The sequence below is a fragment of the Mycobacterium sp. E2238 genome (assembly GCF_001672665.1).
Taxonomy (GTDB): Bacteria; Actinomycetota; Actinomycetes; order Mycobacteriales; family Mycobacteriaceae; genus Mycobacterium.
The window spans coordinates 31,971-51,532 of sequence record NZ_LZKF01000171.1; the positions used below are offsets into that span (position 1 = coordinate 31,971).

The window sequence follows — 19,562 nt, forward strand, 5'->3', positions numbered from 1 at the left end:
CGCACCGTCATCCACAGGCCTACGCCCGTTCGCGCACCGCCAGGATGGCGAACGAATGGCCCTCCAGCACCGTGCTGTCCGCATCGACCGCGGGATCACCCCAGGCCAGGACCACGTCCCCGGCGACGGGCACCTTCGTCGCCTCGGCGCCGAGGTTGCACACGATGCGCAGCCGGCCGCGCGACACGCTGATCCAGCGTTGCTCCTCGTCGTAGTCGACCGCGAGATGCTCCAGCCAGGGGTCGGCCAGGTCGGGGTCGCTGTGCCGCAACGCGATCAGGTCGCGGTAGAGCCGGTGCAATCGGCCGTGTTCGCCGGTGTCGACCTCGTCCCAGTCGAGTTTCGAGCGCTGGAAGGTCTGCGGGTCTTGCGGGTCGGGGATTTCGTCGGCATCCCAGCCGTGTTCGGCGAACTCCGCCTTGCGCCCTTCCGCGGTGGCCTTGGCCAGCTCCGGCTCGGGATGCGAGCTGAAGAACTGGAACGGGGTAGACGCCGCATACTCCTCGCCCATGAAAAGCATTGCGGTGAAGGGTGTCGCGAGCACGAGCGCCGCCTTGATCGCCAGCTGGCCGCCGGTCAGGTTCTGCGACGGGCGGTCCCCGAGGGCACGGTTGCCCACCTGGTCGTGGGTGCAGGTGTATGCGACCAGCCGGGTGGCGGGGATCCCCGACTCCGCCGTGGTGTCCAGCGGCCGACCGTGCCGGCGGTGCCGGAACGACGAATACGTGGCGGCGTGAAAGTAGCCGTGCCGCAGCGTCTGTGCGAGCGTGGCCAGCGACCCGAAGTCCGCGTAGTAACCCTGGCGTTCACCGGACACCGCGGTGTGGATGGCGTGGTGGATGTCGTCGGCCCACTGCGCCGTCAGCCCGTAGCCGCCGCGGTCGCGCGGGGTGATCAACCGCGGGTCGTTGAGGTCGCTCTCGGCGATCAGCGACAGCGGGCGGCCCAATTGCTCTGCCAGCCAATCTGTTTCGGTTGCGAGCTCCTCGAGGATGTGGATCGCGGTGGTGTCCACCAGCGCGTGCACGGCGTCCAGGCGCAGGCCGTCGGCGTGGAAGTCGCGCATCCAGCGCAGCGCGCACCCGATGATGTAGCGGCGCACCTCGTCGGAGTCGGCGTCGGCGATGTTGATGCCTTCGCCCCACGGGTTGCTCGCCGACGACAGGTAGGGGCCGAACTTCGGCAGGTAATTGCCCGACGGGCCCAGGTGGTTGAACACCGCGTCGATGAGCACCCCCAGGCCGCGCGCGTGGCAGGCGTCGACGAACCGGACCAAACCGTCGGGGCCGCCGTAGGGCTCGTGCACGCTGTACCAGAGCACGCCGTCGTATCCCCAGCCGTGCGTTCCCGCAAAGGAATTCACCGGCATCAGTTCGACGAAGTCGACGCCGAGGTCCACCAGGTAGTCGAGCTTCTCGATGGCCGAGTCGAAGGTGCCGGCGCCGGTGAAGGTGCCCAGGTGCATCTCGTAGATCACCGCACCCTCGACCGGCCGGCCCTGCCAGTCGCCGTCGGTCCATTGTGCGGCGGCCGGGTCCCACAGCTGCGAGCGGGCGTGCACGCCGTCGGGCTGCCGGGGCGAGCGCGGGTCGGGCAGCACGGTGGGATCGTCGTCGAGCAGGAACCCGTAGCGGGCGTCGGGCGCCGCGTCGACTTCCGCGTGCCACCAGCCGTCATCCGCGCGCGTCATCGCGTGCACCCGGCCCTCGACGTCGAGCCGGACCAGCTCCGGTTTGGGTGCCCAGACCCAGAGTTCAGTCATTGTGGCGCTCCAGCAAGACGACGGGCAGGTCGGCGAACAACTGGGCCGCCGAGGTAGGCCCGTCCGCGATGGCCCCGGTGAGTGCGTCCTTCCACGTCCCTTCGGGCAGCGGCAGCACCGTGTTGCCCCAGCCCGTCTCGGTCAGCCGCACGGTCCAGCGGGTGACCGCCACCAGGACGTCCTCGCCCCGGCGGAACGCCAGTACGTGCTCGGCGGCGTCGCCGCTGGCCAGCACTGGGATGTAGTTGCCGCCCAGGAAGGTGTCCGGATGGGAGCGTCGCACCCGAAGCGCCGTCGTGACGACCCGAATCTTGGGATGTTCCAACGCCTTCAGGGCCGCCCGCCGGGCGGTGTAGTCGACGGCCCTGCGGTTGTCCGGGTCGACGAGGCTGTCGTCCCAGAGTTCGGTGCCCTGGTAGACGTCCGGTATCCCGGGCACGGTCAGCGCCAGCAGCTTCTGGCCCAGCGCGTCGCTGGCGGCGTGCGGGTTGAGCTGGTTGACCAGTTTGGTCAGCTGGCCGGCCACCGGACCGTCGAACACGGTGTCCAGCCACCGGTGTACCGCGTCCTCGAACTCGGCGTCCGGATCGTTCCACGAGGTATGCCAGGCCGCCTCCCGGATGGCCTTTTCGGCGTAGCCGTGCAAGCGGTCGCGCAGCTGCGGGCTGACCTCGCCACTGACCGGCCAGACGCCGAAGATGTTCTGCCACAGGAATTGGCCGGTCGCCGGATCGGGGGACGGCGCGTCCGCCTCCCAGCGGGCGACGAACTCGGCCCACAGCGACGGGACCTGCGACAGCACCCCGATCCGGGCCCGGACATCCTCGCCCCGTTTGGTGTCGTGGGTGGTCAGCGTCGTCATCGTCTGCGGCCACAGGCGGGCCCGGTCGGCGGAGCTCTGGTGGAACTCCGCCGCGCCGACACCGAAACGATGCGGTTCGCCACCCACCTCGTTGAGCGAAACCAGGCGGGCGTCGCGGTAGAAGTAGCAGTCCTCGCTTGCCTTGGCGGTGACGGCGCCGCAGAGCTGTTGCAGGCGGGTGACCGGTTCCCCGCTGTGGGCCAGCGCTGCGGCGAGCACCTGCAGCGCGGGTGCCAATTCCGGTGCCTGCGACTGGGTTTCGGCCAGCGCCGTGGGCATGATCGCCGACAGGCTCGGGTAGTCGCAGCGGTAGACGCCGATATGGGTGAGCAGCGCGGCGATCGCTTCTGGCAGTTGCGGATGATCGGCTCCGGCCGCCGCCACGATGCTGCGGCGCAGCCTTCGCAGCTCGCTTGCCAGCGTGTCGGTGGCCGCGCGGACCTTGAGTTCCGCCAACATCTGCGGCGCCGCCCCGTAGTCCAACCCCGCCGACTCGACCAGCTCGGTCAGGGCCGGGGCGCCATTCGGGTCGATGAAGACGCCGCCGATCTCCCGCAGTACGTCGTAGCCGGTGGTGCCGCCGATGGGCAGAGTGGGCTCCAGCGCCTCGTCGACCGCGAGGATCTTCTCGATCACGATCCACGCCCGCGGTCCAACCGATTCGCGCAGCCACGCCAAATAGCCGCAGGGGTCAGACAATCCGTCGGGGTGGTCGATGCGCAGGCCGTCGACGAGTCCCTCGGCGGCCCACCGGGCCACCTCGGCGTGGGTGGCGTCGAACACGGCCCGGTCTTCCTGGCGCAGCCCGGCCAACGAGGTGATCGAGAAGAAACGCCGGTAGCCGCAGACGCCGTTGCGCCAGCCCACCAGCCGGTAGTGCTGGCGGTCGTGCACCTCGGGACCGGTGCCCTCGCCGGTACCGGGCGCGACGGGCAGCGCCAGGTCACCCAACCGGAGCAGGTCCCCGTCGACCTTGAGGTCGGCCGCGTCGTCGTCGGAACCCAGGATGGGCAGCACGATCCGGCCGTCCTCGTCGAGGTCCCAGTCGATGTCGAAATACGTTGCGTAGTCCGAGGAACGGCCGTGCCGCAGGACGTCCCACCACCACGCGTTCTGTTGGGGCTGGTCGATCCCCACGTGATTGGGCACGATGTCGACGATTAGGCCGAGGCCGCGCTCTCGCGCCGCCGCGGACAGCCGCGCCAGCCCGTCGCGCCCGCCGAGTTCGGGGGAGACCGTGGTCGGGTCGGTGACGTCGTAGCCGTGGTTCGACCCGGTGGCCGCGGTCATGATCGGCGACAGGTAGAGGTGCGAGACCCCGAGTTCGTCCAGGTAGTCCAGTAGGTTTTCCGCGTCGGCGAAGGTGAACGCGAATCCGCTGGCCTCACCACGCAGCTGCAGCCGGTAAGTCGAGAGAATAGGAAAGGCCATGCGTCACATGGTCTTACGTAATACCAGAAGCGAACGTCCGGGCAGTGAGACTTTCTCTTCGGCATGCACCAGTTGGTCGGCGTCACCCGACGGATGGTTGGTGTCCAGTTCCACGGTCCACTCCTGGGCATAGTCGTCGTTCGGCATCACGAACTCCACGGGTTCGTCACCGGCGTTGAAGCACAACAGGAATGAGTCATCGACGACTCGTTCGCCGCGTGCGTTGGGTGCGGTGATGGCCTCGCCGTTGAGGAACACCGCCACACATTTGTGAATGCTCTCGCCCCAGTCCTCATGCGTCATCTCGCGGCTGCTCGGATTCAGCCAGGCGATATCGCGGACCTCCTCGCCGCTTCGGATCGGCTCGCCCTCGAAGAACCGGCGGCGGCGGAACACCGGATGGTTCTTGCGCAGCGTGGTCACCTTGCGTGCGAACGCCAGCAGGTCCGAATTCTTGTCGACCAATGACCAATCCATCCAAGACAATTCGGAGTCCTGGCAGTACACGTTGTTGTTGCCGTTCTGGGTGCGGCCCAGCTCGTCGCCGTGCGCGATCATCGGCGTGCCCTGGCTGAGCATCAGCGTCGCCCAGAAGTTGCGCATCTGGCGGCAGCGCAGCGCCGTGATGTCCGGGTCGTCGGTGGGTCCCTCGACGCCGCAGTTCCACGAGCGGTTGTGGCTTTCGCCGTCGCGGTTGTCTTCGCCGTTGGCCAGGTTGTGCTTTTCGTTGTAGGACACCAGGTCGTTGAGCGTGAACCCGTCGTGGGCGGTGACGAAGTTGATGCTGGCGCTGGGGCGCCGGCCGGTCGCCTCATACAGGTCCGACGACCCGGTCAGCCGGGACGCGAACTCGCCAAGGGTTGCGGGCTCGCCCCGCCAGTAGTCACGCACAGTATCGCGATACTTCCCGTTCCACTCCGTCCACAAACCCGGGAAATTTCCCACCTGATAGCCGCCCTCGCCGACGTCCCACGGTTCGGCGATCAATTTGACCTGGCTGACGATCGGATCCTGCTGCACCAAATCGAAGAACGCGCTCAATCGGTCGACGTCATGCAGCTCGCGTGCGAGTGTGGCGGCCAGATCGAAGCGGAAGCCGTCGACGTGCATCTCGGTCACCCAGTAGCGCAGCGAATCCATGATCAGTTGCAATACGTGCGGGTGGCGCGGGTTGAGGCTGTTGCCGGTGCCGGTGTAGTCCTTGTACAACCGCAGGTCCGTGTCCATCAGCCGGTAATACGCCGCGTTGTCGATGCCACGGAAGTTGATGGTCGGCCCCAGGTGGTTGCCCTCGGCGGTGTGGTTGTACACCACGTCGAGGATGACCTCGATGCCCGCTTCGTGGAAGCTGCGCACCATGGACTTGAACTCCGCGACGCTGGAGTTGCGGTTGGACGCGTACTGGTTGTGCGGCGCGAAATACCCGAAAGTGTTGTAGCCCCAGTAATTTCGCAATCCCATGTCCAGCAGCCGCGAGTCGTGCATGAACTGATGCACCGGCATGAGCTCGAGCGCGGTGACGTTGAGCGACTTGAGGTGATCGATCACCGCGGGGTGGGCCAGGCCGGCGTAGGTGCCGCGGAGTTCCTCGGGGATGCCCGGGTGGGTCTGCGTCATCCCCTTCACGTGGGCCTCGTAGATCACCGTTTCGTGGTAGGGGGTGAGCGGCGCGCGGTCGGAACCCCAGTCGAAGAAGGGGTTGCTCACCACGCTGGTCATGGTGTGGCCCAGCGAGTCGACCATCGGGGGAGTCCCCGGGTCGGCGTTGTCGGCATTGGGGTCGTCGAGGTGGACCGCGTTCAGGTCGTAGGAGAACAGCGCCTGCCCGAAGGTGAAGTCGCCGTGGAAGGCCTTGCCGTACGGGTCGAGCAGCAGCTTGCTCGGGTCGCACCGATGGCCGGCCGACGGGTCGAAGGGCCCGTACACCCGGAAGCCGTAGCGCTGGCCGGGGGTGATGTTGGGCAGGTAGGCGTGCCAGACGAAGCTGTCAACCTCATCGAGGGGGATCCGCGACTCCGCTCCGGCGTGGTCGATCAGACACAACTCGACCCGCTCGGCTACCTCGGAGAACAACGAGAAGTTGGTCCCCGCGCCGTCATAGGAAGCTCCGAGCGGATAGGGGGTCCCCGGCCACACGGTGGCCAGTTTCGGCTGTTGGTTACCAGTAACGCCTGTTTCTGAAGCGTATTTGTCGGTCGGCACCTTAATGACCTTATCCGCGCTCGGCGGCGGCCGGGCGCGTCACCACCAACCGGTGCTGGCCGCGATCTGGCGGCCCAATTCCCCTGTCATGGTTCGCACGTAAGTGGGGGTGAGGTGGTGGGCACCGTGGTAGATCAGCACGTTTCCCTCGACCGGGCGGCACACGTCGGCACGGCAGATCGCGTCGGACATGTCGAGCACCTTCAGCAGCGGGAACTGGGTGACGAAGTCGAGGGTCTGGTTACGGTCGGACAACACGTCGGAACGTTTGATCGCGCACGCCTGGGGGCTGCCGCCCTTTTTGGCGAGGCAATCCGCCGGGTCGAACGGCTGGCCGTTCTTCACCAGCCATGGGGTGTCCCGCATGCCGAGGATCGGAATGTTGTTGTCGGAGAACCTCTGCCAGATCCCGATGTAGGTCGCCGGCATCACGTCGCCGGGCTTGATGTTCCACGGCCGGGTGGTCGTGGTGAACACGTAGTCGGGATGGTCGGCGATCACCTTGGTCATCGTCTGTTCCACCCACTCCCGGCACTGCGGGTAGGCGGCGTTGTTGCCCATGATCAACGGGACTTCCTCGGTGGACAACGGGCAGCCCATCTTGAGATAGGTCACCACCTTGAAGTGGTGCATCTGGCCGAGCAGGCTCAGCGCGGGCAGCCAGTGTTCGGCGTGGGACCCACCCGCGAGCGCGATGGTGCGGTCGGCGGCCACGTCGCCGTAGGTGCAAACGACCACGGCCGGGTTGACGAAGTCGCTGATGCAACCGTCGCGGGTGGAGGACGGCAGGTCTTCCTTGACCTCCAGCACGCTGGGCCGCATCGGCAACGCAGGCACGCGCACGCGCTCGGTCAGGGCGCGCGCCCCCGGATAGTCCTGCGGGTTGAGCACGCTGAGCTCCTTGCCCGCGGCGCGCAGGACCGTGACGTGCTGGCGCCACGTGAACGACGTCGCGGTCAGCGTCACGCCGAGGAGCACGATCGCGGTTCCCAGCGCCATCGTGGGCCTGGGCAGGCGTGCGAGCCACGGGGGCGTGGGCGCCGGTGACTTCCCGGAGGCGCGGTAGCGCAGGGGGTCCTCGACGAGCCGGGTGGTCAGGTAGGCGAGCAGGCCCGATACCAGCAGCACGGCCGAGCCTTCGACGAAGTTGGCGTGCCGGTGCCCGGTGAAGGACAGCCAGAAGATCAGCAGCGGCCAATGCCACAGGTAGAGCGAATACGCCATCGCGCCCAGCGCGACCAGCGGCCCGGCCGCCAGCAAACGATTCGGCAGTGGCAGCCGGTCCCTGGTGGCGGGATCACGCTGCAGGTTCGCCCCGGCCAGGATCATCAGCATGGTGGCCCCGACGGGCACCAGGGCCCATGGGCCGGGAAACTCCTGCACGCCGTCGATCAGGGCACCGCAGGACACGATCGCGGCCAGCGCGACGGTGGCCAACACCGTCCGCAACCACATCGGCCAGCGGATGGCCGGCACCACGGCGCCGACCAGCGCCCCGAGTAACAACTCCCAGGCGCGCGCGAAGCTGTTGTAGTAGGCGGCGGCCTGGTCGTCCTGATGCGCCACGATCGCGTAGACGAACGACGCCACCGTGAGCGCCGTCAGCAACACCAGGAACAGGGTGCGCAAGTGGGCGCCCAACGGGCGCCGGAATAGGTACGCGCAGCCGGCGATCAACAGCAGGAAGCCGACGTAGAACTGGCCCTGCACCGACATGGACCAGATGTGCTGCAGGGGGCTGACGGCCTCGCCGGCGCGCAGGTAGTCCGACGCGGTGTTGGCCAACTCCCAGTTCTGGTAGTAGCCGAGGCTGGCGAGGCTTTGGTCGGCGAAGGTCTCCCAGCGGGTCTCCGGTTGCACGAGGATGGTCAGCACCGCACACCCGGCCAGCACCACGACCAGCGCGGGGACCAGGCGGCGGACGAGCCGGATCACCTCGGCAACCGGCGACAGGGTGACGGCCGGATTCAGTGCCGCGCGAATGACCTTGCCGCCGAAGAAGAATCCGGACAGCGCCAAGAACACATCGACCCCGCCCGAGACGCGGCCGAACCAGACATGGAACACCGCGACCAGCGCGATCGCGATGCCCCGCAACCCGTCGAGGTCGTAGCGGTAGAACCCCGCATTCCGCGTTCCCGTAGCGGCCGGTTCCTCGGTCGCGATCGGCAGGGGAGCAGGGGACAGGGTCGACATGATCGACCGCTAATTTACCGAAAACCGCCACCCGCTCCCGTTTAGGAGCAGGTGGCGGTGTCCGACAGGTCCCGAAGCGCCCGGAAAACTACCGGGCGGTGCCGGGGGCCGGGGGCAGGAACGGTGATTGCTGGGGCGGCAACAGCTGCACCGGGGCCTGCTGCGGCGGAATCAGCTGCGTCGGCAGCTGCGGAAGCGGGGCCTGCGGGGCCCGTTGCGCCGGGAGTTGCTGCAGCGGTGCTTGCTGGACGGGGGCTAGCGCGGACTGCTGCTGCAGCGGCGCTTGCTGCACCGGTGCCGGTTGCACGGGCGCCGGTTGCACCGGTGCCGGCTGGGCCGGGGCCTGCGGCAGCGGCGCCTGCTGTTGGGCGGGCACTTGCTGCACCGGCGCTTGCTGCAATGGGGCTTGCTGCGTCGGCGCTTGCTGCGCGGGCAGTTGCTGCAGCGGGGGCTGCTGCAGCGGGGCCTGCTGCAGCGGGGCCTGCTGCGCCGGCGTCTGCGTCGGCACCTGCTGCGGCAGTTGCTGGGCCGGTGCCGGCTGGACCCCGAGGACCCGGACCAGGTACGGAGCCATGCCGTTGGCGCGCACCGGCGAAACCTGGACGACGTCGCCCACTTCGAGCATCTGGTTGTTCCCCAGGTACATCGCGACGCTCTGCGTGCCTTCCGGCCCGTAGAAGATCAGGTCACCCTTTTGCGCCTGTTGCGGCAGCACCTTCTGACCGACCTTGTACATCGCCCCGGACGAACGCGGCAGCTTGATGCCCGCGCCGGCGTAGGCGTACTGCATCAGGCCCGAGGCGTCGAAGCCGACGGTGTTGATACCGGAACCGGTGCCGCGGGTGGGACCGTTGATGCCCCCGCCGGCCCAGGAAAACGGCACGCCGCGCTGCGACAGCCCGCGCGCGATCACCACGTCGGTCGCCTGCTGGTAGTCCATCGGCCGGATACCCGGCTCGGCGGATGCGACCGCGGGGGCGACCAGCGGGGCCGCCAGCATCGCCAGACCGATCGCGAAGGCGTAGATGCGTTTCATTGTTCTTGGCCTCTCAGGCGCTCAGTGGCCTCAGCGCGGTGACTTCACGCGTCCGCCGCCGATCCATGCCTGGGCGAGGACCCCCACGTTGGGGCCGGCGCCGCTGCATGACACTTGCGGATGTGACAGCGGGCACGACGCCCCTGTTTTCACATCAGTCACTGAAACCACTCTGACAACAGAAGGTGGTAGCCGCCAGGCTCCGGCGGGATTTTTTGTCGTACCGTGACCGGACGGTGACTGCGCGACACGAATCCCGTATGCGCAGTTGTGATTTCGGTCTCAGTCGGACCCATGGGTGGACCAACCGCTGCGGCGGTTGGCCTAGAGCCAATAGCGTTCGCTGAAGGTGGTCAGCAGGGAGCCGACGACCGAGCTGACCATGACCAGCGTGAGGGCCAGAACCGGCCAGAAGGACATGTACCAGCCCTTCAGCATGGAAACGAGGGGGCCGACGACCGCGGCGGCGATCGCCGCGCCGATGCCACCCCACACCACCGGGCGGATGTAGTAGTCGATCCCGAAGGGCACCGGCCCGCAGGTCTCGTCCGCGCACACGTGCTCGAGGAAGCCGAACAGGCGGTCCGGCCACGTCGTCGCGGTGGCCAGGATGACGAGCACCGCCAACAGCGCGATCGTGGAAACGACGTCCCACGGGGCCAGCCGCACGCGAATGACCCGCGGCGCTTCGTCGTCGTAATCGACCACCGGGGAATTGGTTTTCGCGGTCTCGGACGCGCCCGCGGCGGGTTTGCCGGGCGAATGCGGCGTAGCCATCGGATCCCATGCTCCCCGATGGGCGGACTTTGTGCGACTCGGCTGCTTTACCCTCGATCACTATGCCTGCGGCGACGGCCGGGTTGACGCCCGAGCAGATCAGCGCGATCGACGCCGCGCATCTGTGGCACCCGTACAGCACGATCGGCGGCGAAGCCGTCGCGCCGGTGGTGGCCGTCGCGGCCCGCGGCGCCTGGCTGACCCTGATCCGCGACGGCCGGCCGATCCAGGCGCTCGACGCGATGAGCTCCTGGTGGACCGCGATCCACGGGCACGGCCATCCCGTGCTGGACGAGGCGCTGACCAGGCAGTTGGGTGTGATGAACCATGTCATGTTCGGCGGGCTCACCCACGAACCGGCCGCCCGGCTGGCGCAGCTGCTGGTGGACATCACCCCGGCGGGGCTGGACACCGTTTTCTTCAGCGACTCGGGCTCGGTGTCGGTCGAGGTAGCGGTCAAGATGGCGCTGCAGTACTGGCGCAGCCGCGGCCGGCCCGGCAAGCACCGGCTGATGACGTGGCGGGGCGGCTACCACGGGGACACCTTCACGCCGATGAGCGTCTGCGACCCCGACGGCGGCATGCACTCGCTGTGGACCGACATCCTGGCCCGCCAGGTGTTCGCGCCGCAGGTGCCGCGCGACTACGACCCCGGTTACAGCGCGGCGTTCGAGCAGCAACTCAGCAGGCAGGCCGGTGAACTGGCGGCCGTCATCGTCGAGCCGGTGGTGCAGGGTGCGGGCGGGATGCGCTTCCACGACCCCCGCTACCTGCGCGACCTGCGCGAGGCGTGCCGGCGGCACGACGTGCTGCTGATCTTCGACGAGATCGCCACCGGCTTCGGCCGCACGGGCGAGCTGTTCGCGGCCGACCACGCGGGGGTGAGCCCCGACATCATGTGCGTCGGCAAGGCGATGACCGGCGGATACCTCAGCATGGCCGCCACCCTGTGCACCACCGAGATCGCGCACACCATCAGCACCGGCGAGGCCGGCGCGCTCATGCACGGCCCCACCTTCATGGCCAATCCGCTGGCCTGCGCGGTGTCGGTGGCCAGCGTCGAGCTGCTGCTCGGCCAGGACTGGCGCGCGCGGGTCGCCGAGATCTCCGCCGGCCTGACGGCCGGGCTCGAACCCGCCCGGGCGCTGCCCGGCGTGACCGACGTGCGGGTGCGCGGCGCGATCGGCGTCATCGAATGCGAACGCCCGGTTGACCTGGCCGTCGCTACCCCGGCGGCCATGGATCGCGGCGTCTGGCTGCGCCCGTTCCGGAACCTCGTCTACGCGATGCCGCCCTACATCTGCTCGGACGGCGAGGTCGCCCAGATCACCTCGGCGATGATCGAGGTCGCGCGCCTCGTAGGCTGAAGGCCCATGAACGCCTTCCCGCGGGCACCGATCGAGACTCCCCCGCAAGCGGGTGATACCCCCACGCCGCTGGCCTGGCTGGAGGCGGTGGAAAGTCAGCGCCGCGAGGCCGGGCTGCGCCGGTCGTTGCGGCCGCGGCCCGCCGTCGCCACCGAGCTGGACTTGGCATCCAACGACTACCTGGGGCTGTCCCAGCACCCCGACGTCATCGAGGGCGGCGTCGCGGCGCTGCGCATGTGGGGCGCCGGCTCCACCGGTTCCCGCCTGGTCACCGGCGACACCGAACTGCACCAGCAGTTCGAGTCCGAGCTCGCCGAATACGTCGGCGCCGCATCGGGATTGCTGTTCTCGTCCGGATACGCGGCCAACCTGGGCGCGGTCGTCGGCCTGTCGGGCCGGGGCGCGCTGCTGGTGTCCGACGAGCTTTCGCACGCCTCCCTGGTCGACGCCTGCCGGCTGTCGCGGTCCCGGGTGGCGATCACGCCGCACCGCGACGTCGATGCCGTGGAGGCGGCCCTCGCCGGGCGCGACGAGGAGCGTGCCGTCGTCATCACCGAGTCGGTGTTCAGCGCCGACGGCGCCCTGGCGCCGCTGCGGGAGCTGCACGAGGTCTGTCGCCGGCACCGCGCGCTGCTGATCGTCGACGAGGCCCACGGCCTCGGCGTGCGCGGGGGCGGGCGCGGGCTGCTGTACGAGCTCGGGCTGGCGGGCGCCCCCGACGTGGTGCTGACCACGACGCTGTCCAAGGCGCTGGGCAGTCAGGGCGGAGTGGTGCTCGGGCCGGCGGCGGTGCGGGCCCACCTGATCGACGCGGCCCGGACGTTCATCTTCGACACCGGCCTGGCGCCCGCGGCGGTGGGCGCCGCGTGGGCGGCGCTGAGTGTGCTGCGGGCCGAACCGTGGCGGCCCGAGGCGGTGTTGCGGCATGCCCGCATGCTGGCCGACGCGTGCGACGTGCCCGAGATCCCGCAGTCGGCGGTGGTGTCGGTGATCCTGGGGGACCCGGAGGTGGCGCTGGCCGCCGCGGCCGCCTGCCTGGACGCCGGCGTGAAGGTGGGCTGCTTCCGGCCCCCGACCGTGCCGGCCGGGACCTCCCGGCTGCGGCTGACCGCCCGCGCGTCGCTGGATGCGGCCGAACTCGACATCGCCCGGCGGGTGCTCACCGACGTGCTTGCTGTGACGCGCCCTTGACCGTCCTGGTCGTCACGGGGACGGGAACCGGGGTCGGCAAGACCGTCGTCACCGCCGCGCTGGCCTGTCACGCCCGTCAGGCCGGCATCGACGTCGCGGTGTGCAAACCGGTCCAGACCGGCACCGACACCGGCGACGACGACCTGGCCGAGGTCGCCCGGCTGTCCGGCGCGACCGAGTTGGCCGGGCTGGCCCGCTACCCGCAACCGCTGGCGCCGGCCGCCGCGGCCGAGTTGGCCGGCGCGGCGCTGCCCACCGGTGAACAGGTGCTGCGGCTCATCGCCGGCCTGGACCGACCGGGGCGGCTGACGCTGGTCGAAGGGGCCGGCGGGCTGCTCGTCGAGCTCGCCGCCGAAGGCTTCACCCTGCGCGATCTGGCCGTCGAGCTGGGCGCCGCGGCACTGGTCGCGGTGACCGCCGAACTGGGCACCCTCAACCACACCGCGCTGACGCTGGAATCGCTTGCCGCCCATGATGTTTCGTGCGCCGGCCTGGTCATCGGCAGCTGGCCGGTGCACCCCGGGCTGGTGGAGACCTCGAACCGCTCCGCGCTGGGCCGGCTGGCCCCGGTGCGGGCCGCGCTGCCCGCGGGGGCCGGATCGATGGACGCCGCGCAGTTCGCGGCCATGAGCGCCGCGGCGTTCGACCGCGACTGGGTCGCCACGCTGGTCCGCTGATGGTGCATTCCATCGAGCTGCTCTTCGACGGCGAGACCGAGGCGACGATCCGCGGGCTCTGGGACGCGCTGGCGTGCGCGGGAATTCCCAGTCAGGCACCGGCCGGGCGGCCGCACGTCACGCTCGCGGTGGCCGACCGCATCGCCGAGGAGGCCGACGCCGCGCTCCGGCCGCTGACCGGCCGGCTGCCGCTGGGCTGTGCCGTCGGCCCGTCGCTGCTGCTCGGGCGGTCCAACGCGATCCTGGCCCGGCTCATCGTGCCGACGGCGGAGTTGCTGGATTTCCACGCGCAGGTGCACCGGTTGTGCGGCGAGCTCCTGGCCCCCGCGCCGGCCCCCACCAGCCTGCCCGGCTACTGGACGCCGCACGTCACGCTGGCCCGTCGCGTCGCGGGACCGGCGCTGAGCCGGTCGCTGCGGATCGCGGGGCGGCCCCAGCTCGTCGAGGGGAGCTTCGCCGGTTTGCGCCACTGGAACGGCGAGAAGAAGGTCGACTACCTGATCCGCTAGCCGCCGAACAGCAGGTAAAGGCCGGTGAAGGTGTAGCCGACCATGACCAGCATCATGGTCAGCTGTCCGGTGAGCTGGTGCCCGCTGGGCAGCAGCCGCAGCGCCTTGTCGTGGGCGGCGATCACCGCGAGGATGTGGCCGGTCACCACGCAGGCCACCTTGATCCCGGCCAGCACCGGCGGGTGCGCCGACAACACGTAGGCCACCTGCTGGTGCGCCAGTCCCAGCAAATTCCAGCCGTGGCCGAGCGGGTCGGCCAGCGCGAACACGGCCTGCTGTCCGCGCTCGACGAGGTAGGTGAGGTAGTGGGCGAAGATGTAGCCCACCACGATCGGGATCAGGGAATGTGCCATCTGGCCGGGCAGGGCGCGGCGCTGGTCGCGGTCCACGCCGCCCGTCGCGCGCGCGGCGAGCGAAAAGGTCACCGCCACAACGGAAATGAAGACAATCAGCCCGAGGGTTCGCAGCAGCGACGACGCCGGCGCCGGCGTCAGGCCGATGTCGCGCGATAACCCGTCGGCGAAGCCGCGCCACGTCGGGGACGACGAGAAACTGTCGAACGCCGTGGACCCGAGCAACACCGCGAGCAGCACCACCACCCCGGGCCGCACGGGCAGCGACGGCAAATGGTCGAGCGGATTCCCGATGACGATCCTCCCGCTCGCCGGGTTGCGGCGAAACGGGGACAGCCGGGACACCGCCATGCTGTACACGCCGAACGGGTCGGCACGGGCCAGCCAGCGCTGGCCACACAGCCAGGCGCCCACCAGCATGGCCACGGCGTACACACCCAGCCACGCGCCCACCCACGGCAGCGACGCGGGGTTCGGGCTGGCCAGCTCCATCCAGACGAACGCGAACAGGCCCAGCGCGGCCGGGCGGTAGCCCCAGCGTTCGGGATAGGACCGCCGCGGGCGGTGCAGGCGCTCGGGCGTGGCCCGCCGCAGCAACAAATAGACCGTCCGCATCGGCGAAATGACCCGCCAAACCGGCCCGATCGCCAGCGACAGCGCCACCAGGCCGACCCACAGCAGCACGTAGAACACACCGAGTAGGGCGTTGGTCTCCGACCGCGGGCCCCACACCCCGGCCGCCACCGCCCACGCCGCGAACACCAGCGCCAGCCCGGCGGTCGTCCACCGCGTCGCCCGGGCGTCAACCAGCGCGGTCACCGCCGCCGGCAGTGGGCGGCCGGGCTTGAGCGGATCGAACCGCGGCCGCCGCCAGGCGAAGGCGACCAGCGCGAAGGTGAACGTCAGGGCCCACGCCGCGCCGACCATCGCGTACAGGTACGGCACCGGCAGGTCGCCGGATCCGCCGAGCCCGTGCGCGAGCACCACGGTCGCGCCGCCGCCGGTCACGGTTGGACTTGGACGGTCGCAATCGTGCGGTCCAGGTGGTGCAACTCCACCTCGACGTTGCCGGGCACGTCGGCGCTGAACTGGAACGTCTGGTTGGGCGCCGCGGCCACCGGGAACTTGTGGTCGGGCGTCGAGTGCACGTGCAGCTCGTCGGGAGCGTCGCTGGTCACCTTCACCGTGATCGGCTGGTGCACCCTGGCCTGCAGCGTGGCGTTGGTGGGAGTCACCTGCCCCTTGGCGATGGTGACGTCGATCGTCGGGCCGGCGCCGGTGGCCTGCGACTGGCTATGCGAACCGCCGCACGCGATCAACGCCCACGCCAGCGCCGCCACCCACGCCGCAGCCAGGGCTCTACGCATCCCCATCGATCAGGCCGCCCTGGGGGTGCCGGGCACGGGCTGTTTTTCTGCCTCCGGCACCGTCGGGACGCTCTCGGCGTTGTTGATCCGGCCCGCGCCCCAGGTCAGGGCGGTGATCACCATCAGTGTCAGGAAGAGCACCACGATCCCACCGGCGGTGAACAGCCAGGCCGGCGCGCTCTGGTCACGCTCGCGCTGCAGGATGGTGACCTCCAGGACGAACGGCCGCGTGCTGGACGCCAGCGCGGGGACCTCGGGCGCCGGGATGGCATCGTCCGCCGGCTCGTAGATCGGCACGGCCGTCATGGTGCGGCCGTCCTGCACCCGCAGCAGGGTCTTCCAGTCTCCCCACACCGGGACCGGCTGGGTGGACCGGTAGTGCCCGGGCCCGACTTTGGCGAGCTTGTCGATCATCAGGCCGCGGTCGTTCTGCATCCGCCCCTGCCAGGACAGGATCGTCAGCCAGTCCGGGTGGTCGCTGACCATGGTCGTCGGCGAGATCATCACGTCGGCCGACACCATCCGCTGGCCGGCGGGGCTGGGCAGATCCGTCAGCGTCACCGTGGCGGTGTTCTTGCCCGGCACGAGGATGTGCAACCCGTTGGCCACCGCGCAACCGATCACGAGCACCGTCAGCGCGACGACGCCGATGGCGAGCCGGCGGCCCGGCAGGCGCTCGCCGGTGAGCACCATGCCGAACATCGCGCCGCACAACCCGGTCAGGACGGCCACCGGCACCGACATCGCCAGCGCCTCGCCCCACATGCTGGTCGGCCACGGGTAGTGGTAGACGGCCCCGATCCACAGCGATTCCAGCCAGAGCCCCACCGTGGCGACCCCGAGGCCCGAGACGGCGCCGAACACCAGCGGGCGCTTGATCAACGGCGTCAGCGCCACCAGCTCGACGATGAGGGCGGGACCCAGGTAGAGCGGGAACCAGTTGATCGGGGCGCCCAGGATGGGGCCGACGATCACCGCGACCGCGCCCCGCAGCGCGATGGCGAACACCGCCGCGATGATCGCGGCGCCGCGGCCCATCGTCAGGCGGGCGGCGACGGCGGCCAGTGCGGACGCCGCGGCGATCAGCATCGGCTGAAACACCAGCCGGAACTGCGGGACCCCGAAGTCGAACTCGATCTGGTAGACCGACAGGCCGATGAACAACCCGCCGAACGACAGGTACCGCAGGAACGAGATGAACGCGCCGTTGAATACCTCCCCGGCTTCGTGCGCCTCGCCCTCACGCTCCAGCATCAGCACCGAGAACAGCGAGAAACACGCCCCGCCGATCATCATCAAATGCGTTGGGCCCCAAAGGGTGACGTCTTGACCGAAGATCCGGTGCCAGATGTCGTCGAGCGGGAACCCGATCATCGCGTACATGCCGCAGCCGGCCATCAGGATGCCGCCGACGGGCGCGTACCAGTTGCGGGTGATGCGTACCGCCGCGGGCCCCGGCTTGTCGAAGGGCAGCACCATCGACACCGCGCCGCCGACGAAGATTCCGAACAGCCCGATGATGATGAAGTAGTGCGCGGGGTTGGCCAGCGGGCCGGGGTCGCGCCCGTTGCCGATGTGCCAGCTGACGTCCCAGATGAACCCGAACAGGGCGCAGATGATGAACGTCGTGAAGATCATGACCGGCAGCGCCACCCAATTGGGCCGGTGGAACTTCTCGCCGAGCTTGTCGGCCACCCGCGTCAACCACTCGATCCGATGGGTGCGGTGGGCATAACCGACCCACAGCATGACCGCGGCGATCACCACCGCCGCCACCGACAGCCCGATCACCTGGTTCAGGCCGGCGCCGCGGGCAGGCGCTTCGGCAACGTAGGTCAGTTCCGTCGAGTTCATCGTCAAAACCTCCGAACACCACAGGGCCCGAGCTGTGATCCAGCTCGCAGGAAGCGGAATGCCCAAATCGGCGGCCGGTCAATCACCGATTTCGTCGTCGTCGCGCTGCCCGGCCTCCTCGTCATCGCCGGAGCGCCGGTCCTTGAGTGCGACGTAGAGGATCACGCCGACGACGATGATCGCCGGCAAGAACGCGGGGATCGCCAGCAAGATCATGTGGTGGGCCACATACGCGGCGTGCGGATCGGTCATTGTCGTGAGATACCCCGGCGGGCGGCATGTTCTGCGGCCGTTACCCTACTTTGAACACTTTTATTCACAGCTGCCCCCACCGTGGGCAGGGGGGCCGCGTGCGCGGCCACCGACGATGCAGGGGAGTACGGGTGACTCAAGCGGCAACTCGACCGGCCACCGGCGCCAACGACGCAGACATCCTGGCGGTTGCCCGTGAACAGGTACTCGAGCGCGGCGAGGGGCTGAGCCGGGAGCAGGTGCTGCAGGTGCTGCAGCTGCCCGACGACCGGCTCGACGACCTGCTGGCGCTGGCCCACGAGGTGCGGATGCGCTGGTGCGGGCCCGAGGTCGAGGTCGAGGGCATCATCAGCCTGAAGACCGGCGGCTGCCCGGAGGACTGCCATTTCTGCTCCCAATCGGGGTTGTTCGCCTCGCCGGTGCGCAGCGCCCGCCTCGACATTCCCAGCCTGGTCGAGGCCGCCAAGCAAACCGCCAAGTCGGGTGCCACCGAGTTCTGCATCGTGGCCGCGGTCCGCGGTCCCGACGAGCGGTTGATGACCCAGGTCGCGGCCGGCATCGAGGCGATCCGCAACGAGGTCGAGATCAACATAGCCTGCTCGCTGGGGATGCTGACCGCCGAGCAGGTCGAGCAGCTGTCGGCGATGGGTGTGCACCGCTACAACCACAACCTGGAGACCGCCCGCTCGTTCTTCACCAACGTGGTGACCACCCACACCTGGGAGGAGCGCTGGCAGACCTTGTCGATGGTGCGCGACGCCGGCATGGAGGTGTGCTGCGGCGGCATCCTGGGCATGGGCGAGACGCTCGAACAGCGCGCGGAGTTCGCCGCCGAACTGGCCGAGCTGGGGCCCGACGAGGTGCCGTTGAACTTCCTCAACCCACGTCCCGGCACGCCGTTCGGCGACCTGGAGGTGCTGCCGGTGCCCGAGGCGCTGAAGTCCGTCGCCGCCTTCCGCCTGGCCCTGCCGCGCGCGATGCTGCGGTTCGCCGGGGGCCGCGAGATCACCCTGGGCGACCTGGGCGCCAAGCAGGGCATCCTGGGCGGCATCAACGCCGTGATCGTCGGGAACTACCTGACCACTCTCGGCCGCCCGGCCGAGGCCGACCTGGAACTGCTCGACGACCTGCAGATGCCCATCAAGGCCCTGAACGCCACCCTGTAGGAAACTTGGAGACTGTGGTTCGGGAACTGGGCGCTCCGGTCAGCGCCGGCGTGTACAACGTCTACACCGGGGAACTGGGGGGCACGGCGGTGCCGACCGCGGCGCAGTTGGGCCTCGAGCCGCCCCGGTTCTGCGCGGAATGCGGCCGCCGGATGATCGTGCAGGTCCGCCCCGACGGCTGGCGGGCGCAGTGCTCGCGGCACGGTCAGGTCGACTCCATCGACTTGGAGGCCCAGCGGTGACCTTGGGGCCCATGGAGGGTCGGGACGCCCCGCCGGCCGCAACCGCCCCGCGCAAGCCGCCGGTGCGCGCCATCGTCATCGCCGGGCTGGGGTCCGCGGCGGCCGGGGTGCTGGCCGGCGGGCTGTGGGCGTGGATCGCGCCGCCGATCCACGCCGTGGTGGCGCTGACGCGGGCGGGCGAACGGGTCCACGACTACCTCGGCACCGAGTCCGAGCACTTCTTCGACGCGCCGTGCCTGATGCTGGGCCTGCTGACCGTGCTGGCGGTGGTGGCGCCCGTGCTGGGGTGGCAGTGGCGTGAGCGCCGGGGGCCGGGGA

Annotated in this window: 16 protein-coding genes and 1 pseudogene; 7 read left to right on the forward strand and 10 right to left on the reverse strand. The window is 69.6% G+C overall.

The window, feature by feature from the left end; all coding sequences use genetic code 11:
* Positions 1 to 19: 19 nt before the first annotated feature.
* The 6 genes and pseudogenes from treZ to A5711_RS15780 form a co-directional block, all read right to left on the reverse strand.
* Positions 20 to 1,762 carry a malto-oligosyltrehalose trehalohydrolase gene (treZ, locus tag A5711_RS15755; protein ID WP_067948056.1) on the reverse strand — a complete coding sequence of 581 codons (1,743 nt, stop codon included), beginning with the start codon at positions 1,760 to 1,762 and terminating at the stop codon, positions 20 to 22.
* Positions 1,755 to 4,055, reverse strand: coding sequence for a malto-oligosyltrehalose synthase (gene treY / locus A5711_RS15760; protein ID WP_067948058.1), 2,301 nt, complete (start codon positions 4,053 to 4,055; stop codon positions 1,755 to 1,757). The genes treZ and treY overlap by 8 nt, the downstream gene beginning before the upstream one ends.
* A gap of 3 nt (positions 4,056 to 4,058) precedes the next feature.
* Positions 4,059 to 6,257: a glycogen debranching protein GlgX gene (gene glgX, locus A5711_RS15765; protein WP_067948060.1), complete on the reverse strand. Its 2,199-nt coding sequence runs from the start codon at positions 6,255 to 6,257 to the stop codon at positions 4,059 to 4,061.
* 39 nt (positions 6,258 to 6,296) lie between these two features.
* The gene (locus A5711_RS15770; protein WP_067948061.1) at positions 6,297 to 8,453 is read right to left on the reverse strand and encodes an acyltransferase family protein; all 2,157 of its coding nucleotides are present in this window, start codon (positions 8,451 to 8,453) and stop codon (positions 6,297 to 6,299) included.
* Positions 8,454 to 8,823: 370 nt separating this feature from the next.
* A pseudogene (ripD, locus tag A5711_RS15775) lies at positions 8,824 to 9,489 on the reverse strand (NlpC/P60 family peptidoglycan-binding protein RipD); the annotation flags it as partial.
* 324 nt (positions 9,490 to 9,813) lie between these two features.
* Positions 9,814 to 10,266, reverse strand: coding sequence for a hypothetical protein (locus tag A5711_RS15780; RefSeq protein WP_067948065.1), 453 nt, complete (start codon positions 10,264 to 10,266; stop codon positions 9,814 to 9,816).
* 62 nt (positions 10,267 to 10,328) lie between these two features.
* Here A5711_RS15780 and A5711_RS15785 point away from each other — a divergent pair, with 62 nt between their 5' ends.
* The 4 genes from A5711_RS15785 to A5711_RS15800 are packed head-to-tail and all read left to right on the forward strand — an operon-like array spanning position 10,329 to position 14,010.
* Entirely contained in the window at positions 10,329 to 11,633 is a 1,305-nt protein-coding gene (locus A5711_RS15785; RefSeq protein ID WP_067948068.1) for an adenosylmethionine--8-amino-7-oxononanoate transaminase, read from the forward strand.
* Between the two features lie 6 nt (positions 11,634 to 11,639).
* Positions 11,640 to 12,824 carry an 8-amino-7-oxononanoate synthase gene (locus A5711_RS15790; protein WP_067948070.1) on the forward strand — a complete coding sequence of 395 codons (1,185 nt, stop codon included), beginning with the start codon at positions 11,640 to 11,642 and terminating at the stop codon, positions 12,822 to 12,824.
* The gene (gene bioD, locus A5711_RS15795; protein ID WP_067948072.1) at positions 12,821 to 13,501 is read left to right on the forward strand and encodes a dethiobiotin synthase; all 681 of its coding nucleotides are present in this window, start codon (positions 12,821 to 12,823) and stop codon (positions 13,499 to 13,501) included. Before A5711_RS15790 ends, bioD begins: the two co-directional genes overlap by 4 nt.
* Positions 13,501 to 14,010, forward strand: a complete 510-nt coding sequence (locus tag A5711_RS15800) for a 2'-5' RNA ligase family protein (RefSeq protein WP_067948074.1) — start codon at positions 13,501 to 13,503, stop codon at positions 14,008 to 14,010. The genes bioD and A5711_RS15800 overlap by 1 nt, the downstream gene beginning before the upstream one ends.
* Here the strand turns inward: A5711_RS15800 and A5711_RS15805 are convergent.
* From A5711_RS15805 to A5711_RS27280, 4 genes are all read right to left on the reverse strand, one after another.
* A complete protein-coding gene (locus A5711_RS15805) occupies positions 14,007 to 15,371 on the reverse strand; it encodes a hypothetical protein (RefSeq protein WP_067948076.1) in 1,365 nt (454 codons plus the stop codon). The two genes, A5711_RS15800 and A5711_RS15805, sit on opposite strands and share 4 nt — an antisense overlap.
* Entirely contained in the window at positions 15,368 to 15,736 is a 369-nt protein-coding gene (locus tag A5711_RS15810; RefSeq protein WP_067948078.1) for a hypothetical protein, read from the reverse strand. Before A5711_RS15810 ends, A5711_RS15805 begins: the two co-directional genes overlap by 4 nt.
* A gap of 3 nt (positions 15,737 to 15,739) precedes the next feature.
* Positions 15,740 to 17,584 (reverse strand): hypothetical protein, encoded by a 1,845-nt coding sequence (locus A5711_RS15815; RefSeq protein WP_067948080.1) that lies wholly within the window; start codon positions 17,582 to 17,584, stop codon positions 15,740 to 15,742.
* Positions 17,585 to 17,662: 78 nt separating this feature from the next.
* Positions 17,663 to 17,836 carry a hypothetical protein gene (locus tag A5711_RS27280; RefSeq protein WP_197501001.1) on the reverse strand — a complete coding sequence of 58 codons (174 nt, stop codon included), beginning with the start codon at positions 17,834 to 17,836 and terminating at the stop codon, positions 17,663 to 17,665.
* Between the two features lie 131 nt (positions 17,837 to 17,967).
* Between A5711_RS27280 and bioB the strand changes: the two genes are divergently transcribed.
* From bioB to A5711_RS15830, 3 genes are all read left to right on the forward strand, one after another.
* Positions 17,968 to 19,002, forward strand: coding sequence for a biotin synthase BioB (bioB, locus tag A5711_RS15820; protein ID WP_067948082.1), 1,035 nt, complete (start codon positions 17,968 to 17,970; stop codon positions 19,000 to 19,002).
* 14 nt (positions 19,003 to 19,016) lie between these two features.
* The gene (locus A5711_RS15825; RefSeq protein WP_067948084.1) at positions 19,017 to 19,244 is read left to right on the forward strand and encodes a hypothetical protein; all 228 of its coding nucleotides are present in this window, start codon (positions 19,017 to 19,019) and stop codon (positions 19,242 to 19,244) included.
* A gap of 11 nt (positions 19,245 to 19,255) precedes the next feature.
* The coding region (locus A5711_RS15830) for a DUF2567 domain-containing protein (RefSeq protein ID WP_156744962.1) at positions 19,256 to 19,562 on the forward strand (307 nt) is incomplete at its 3' end.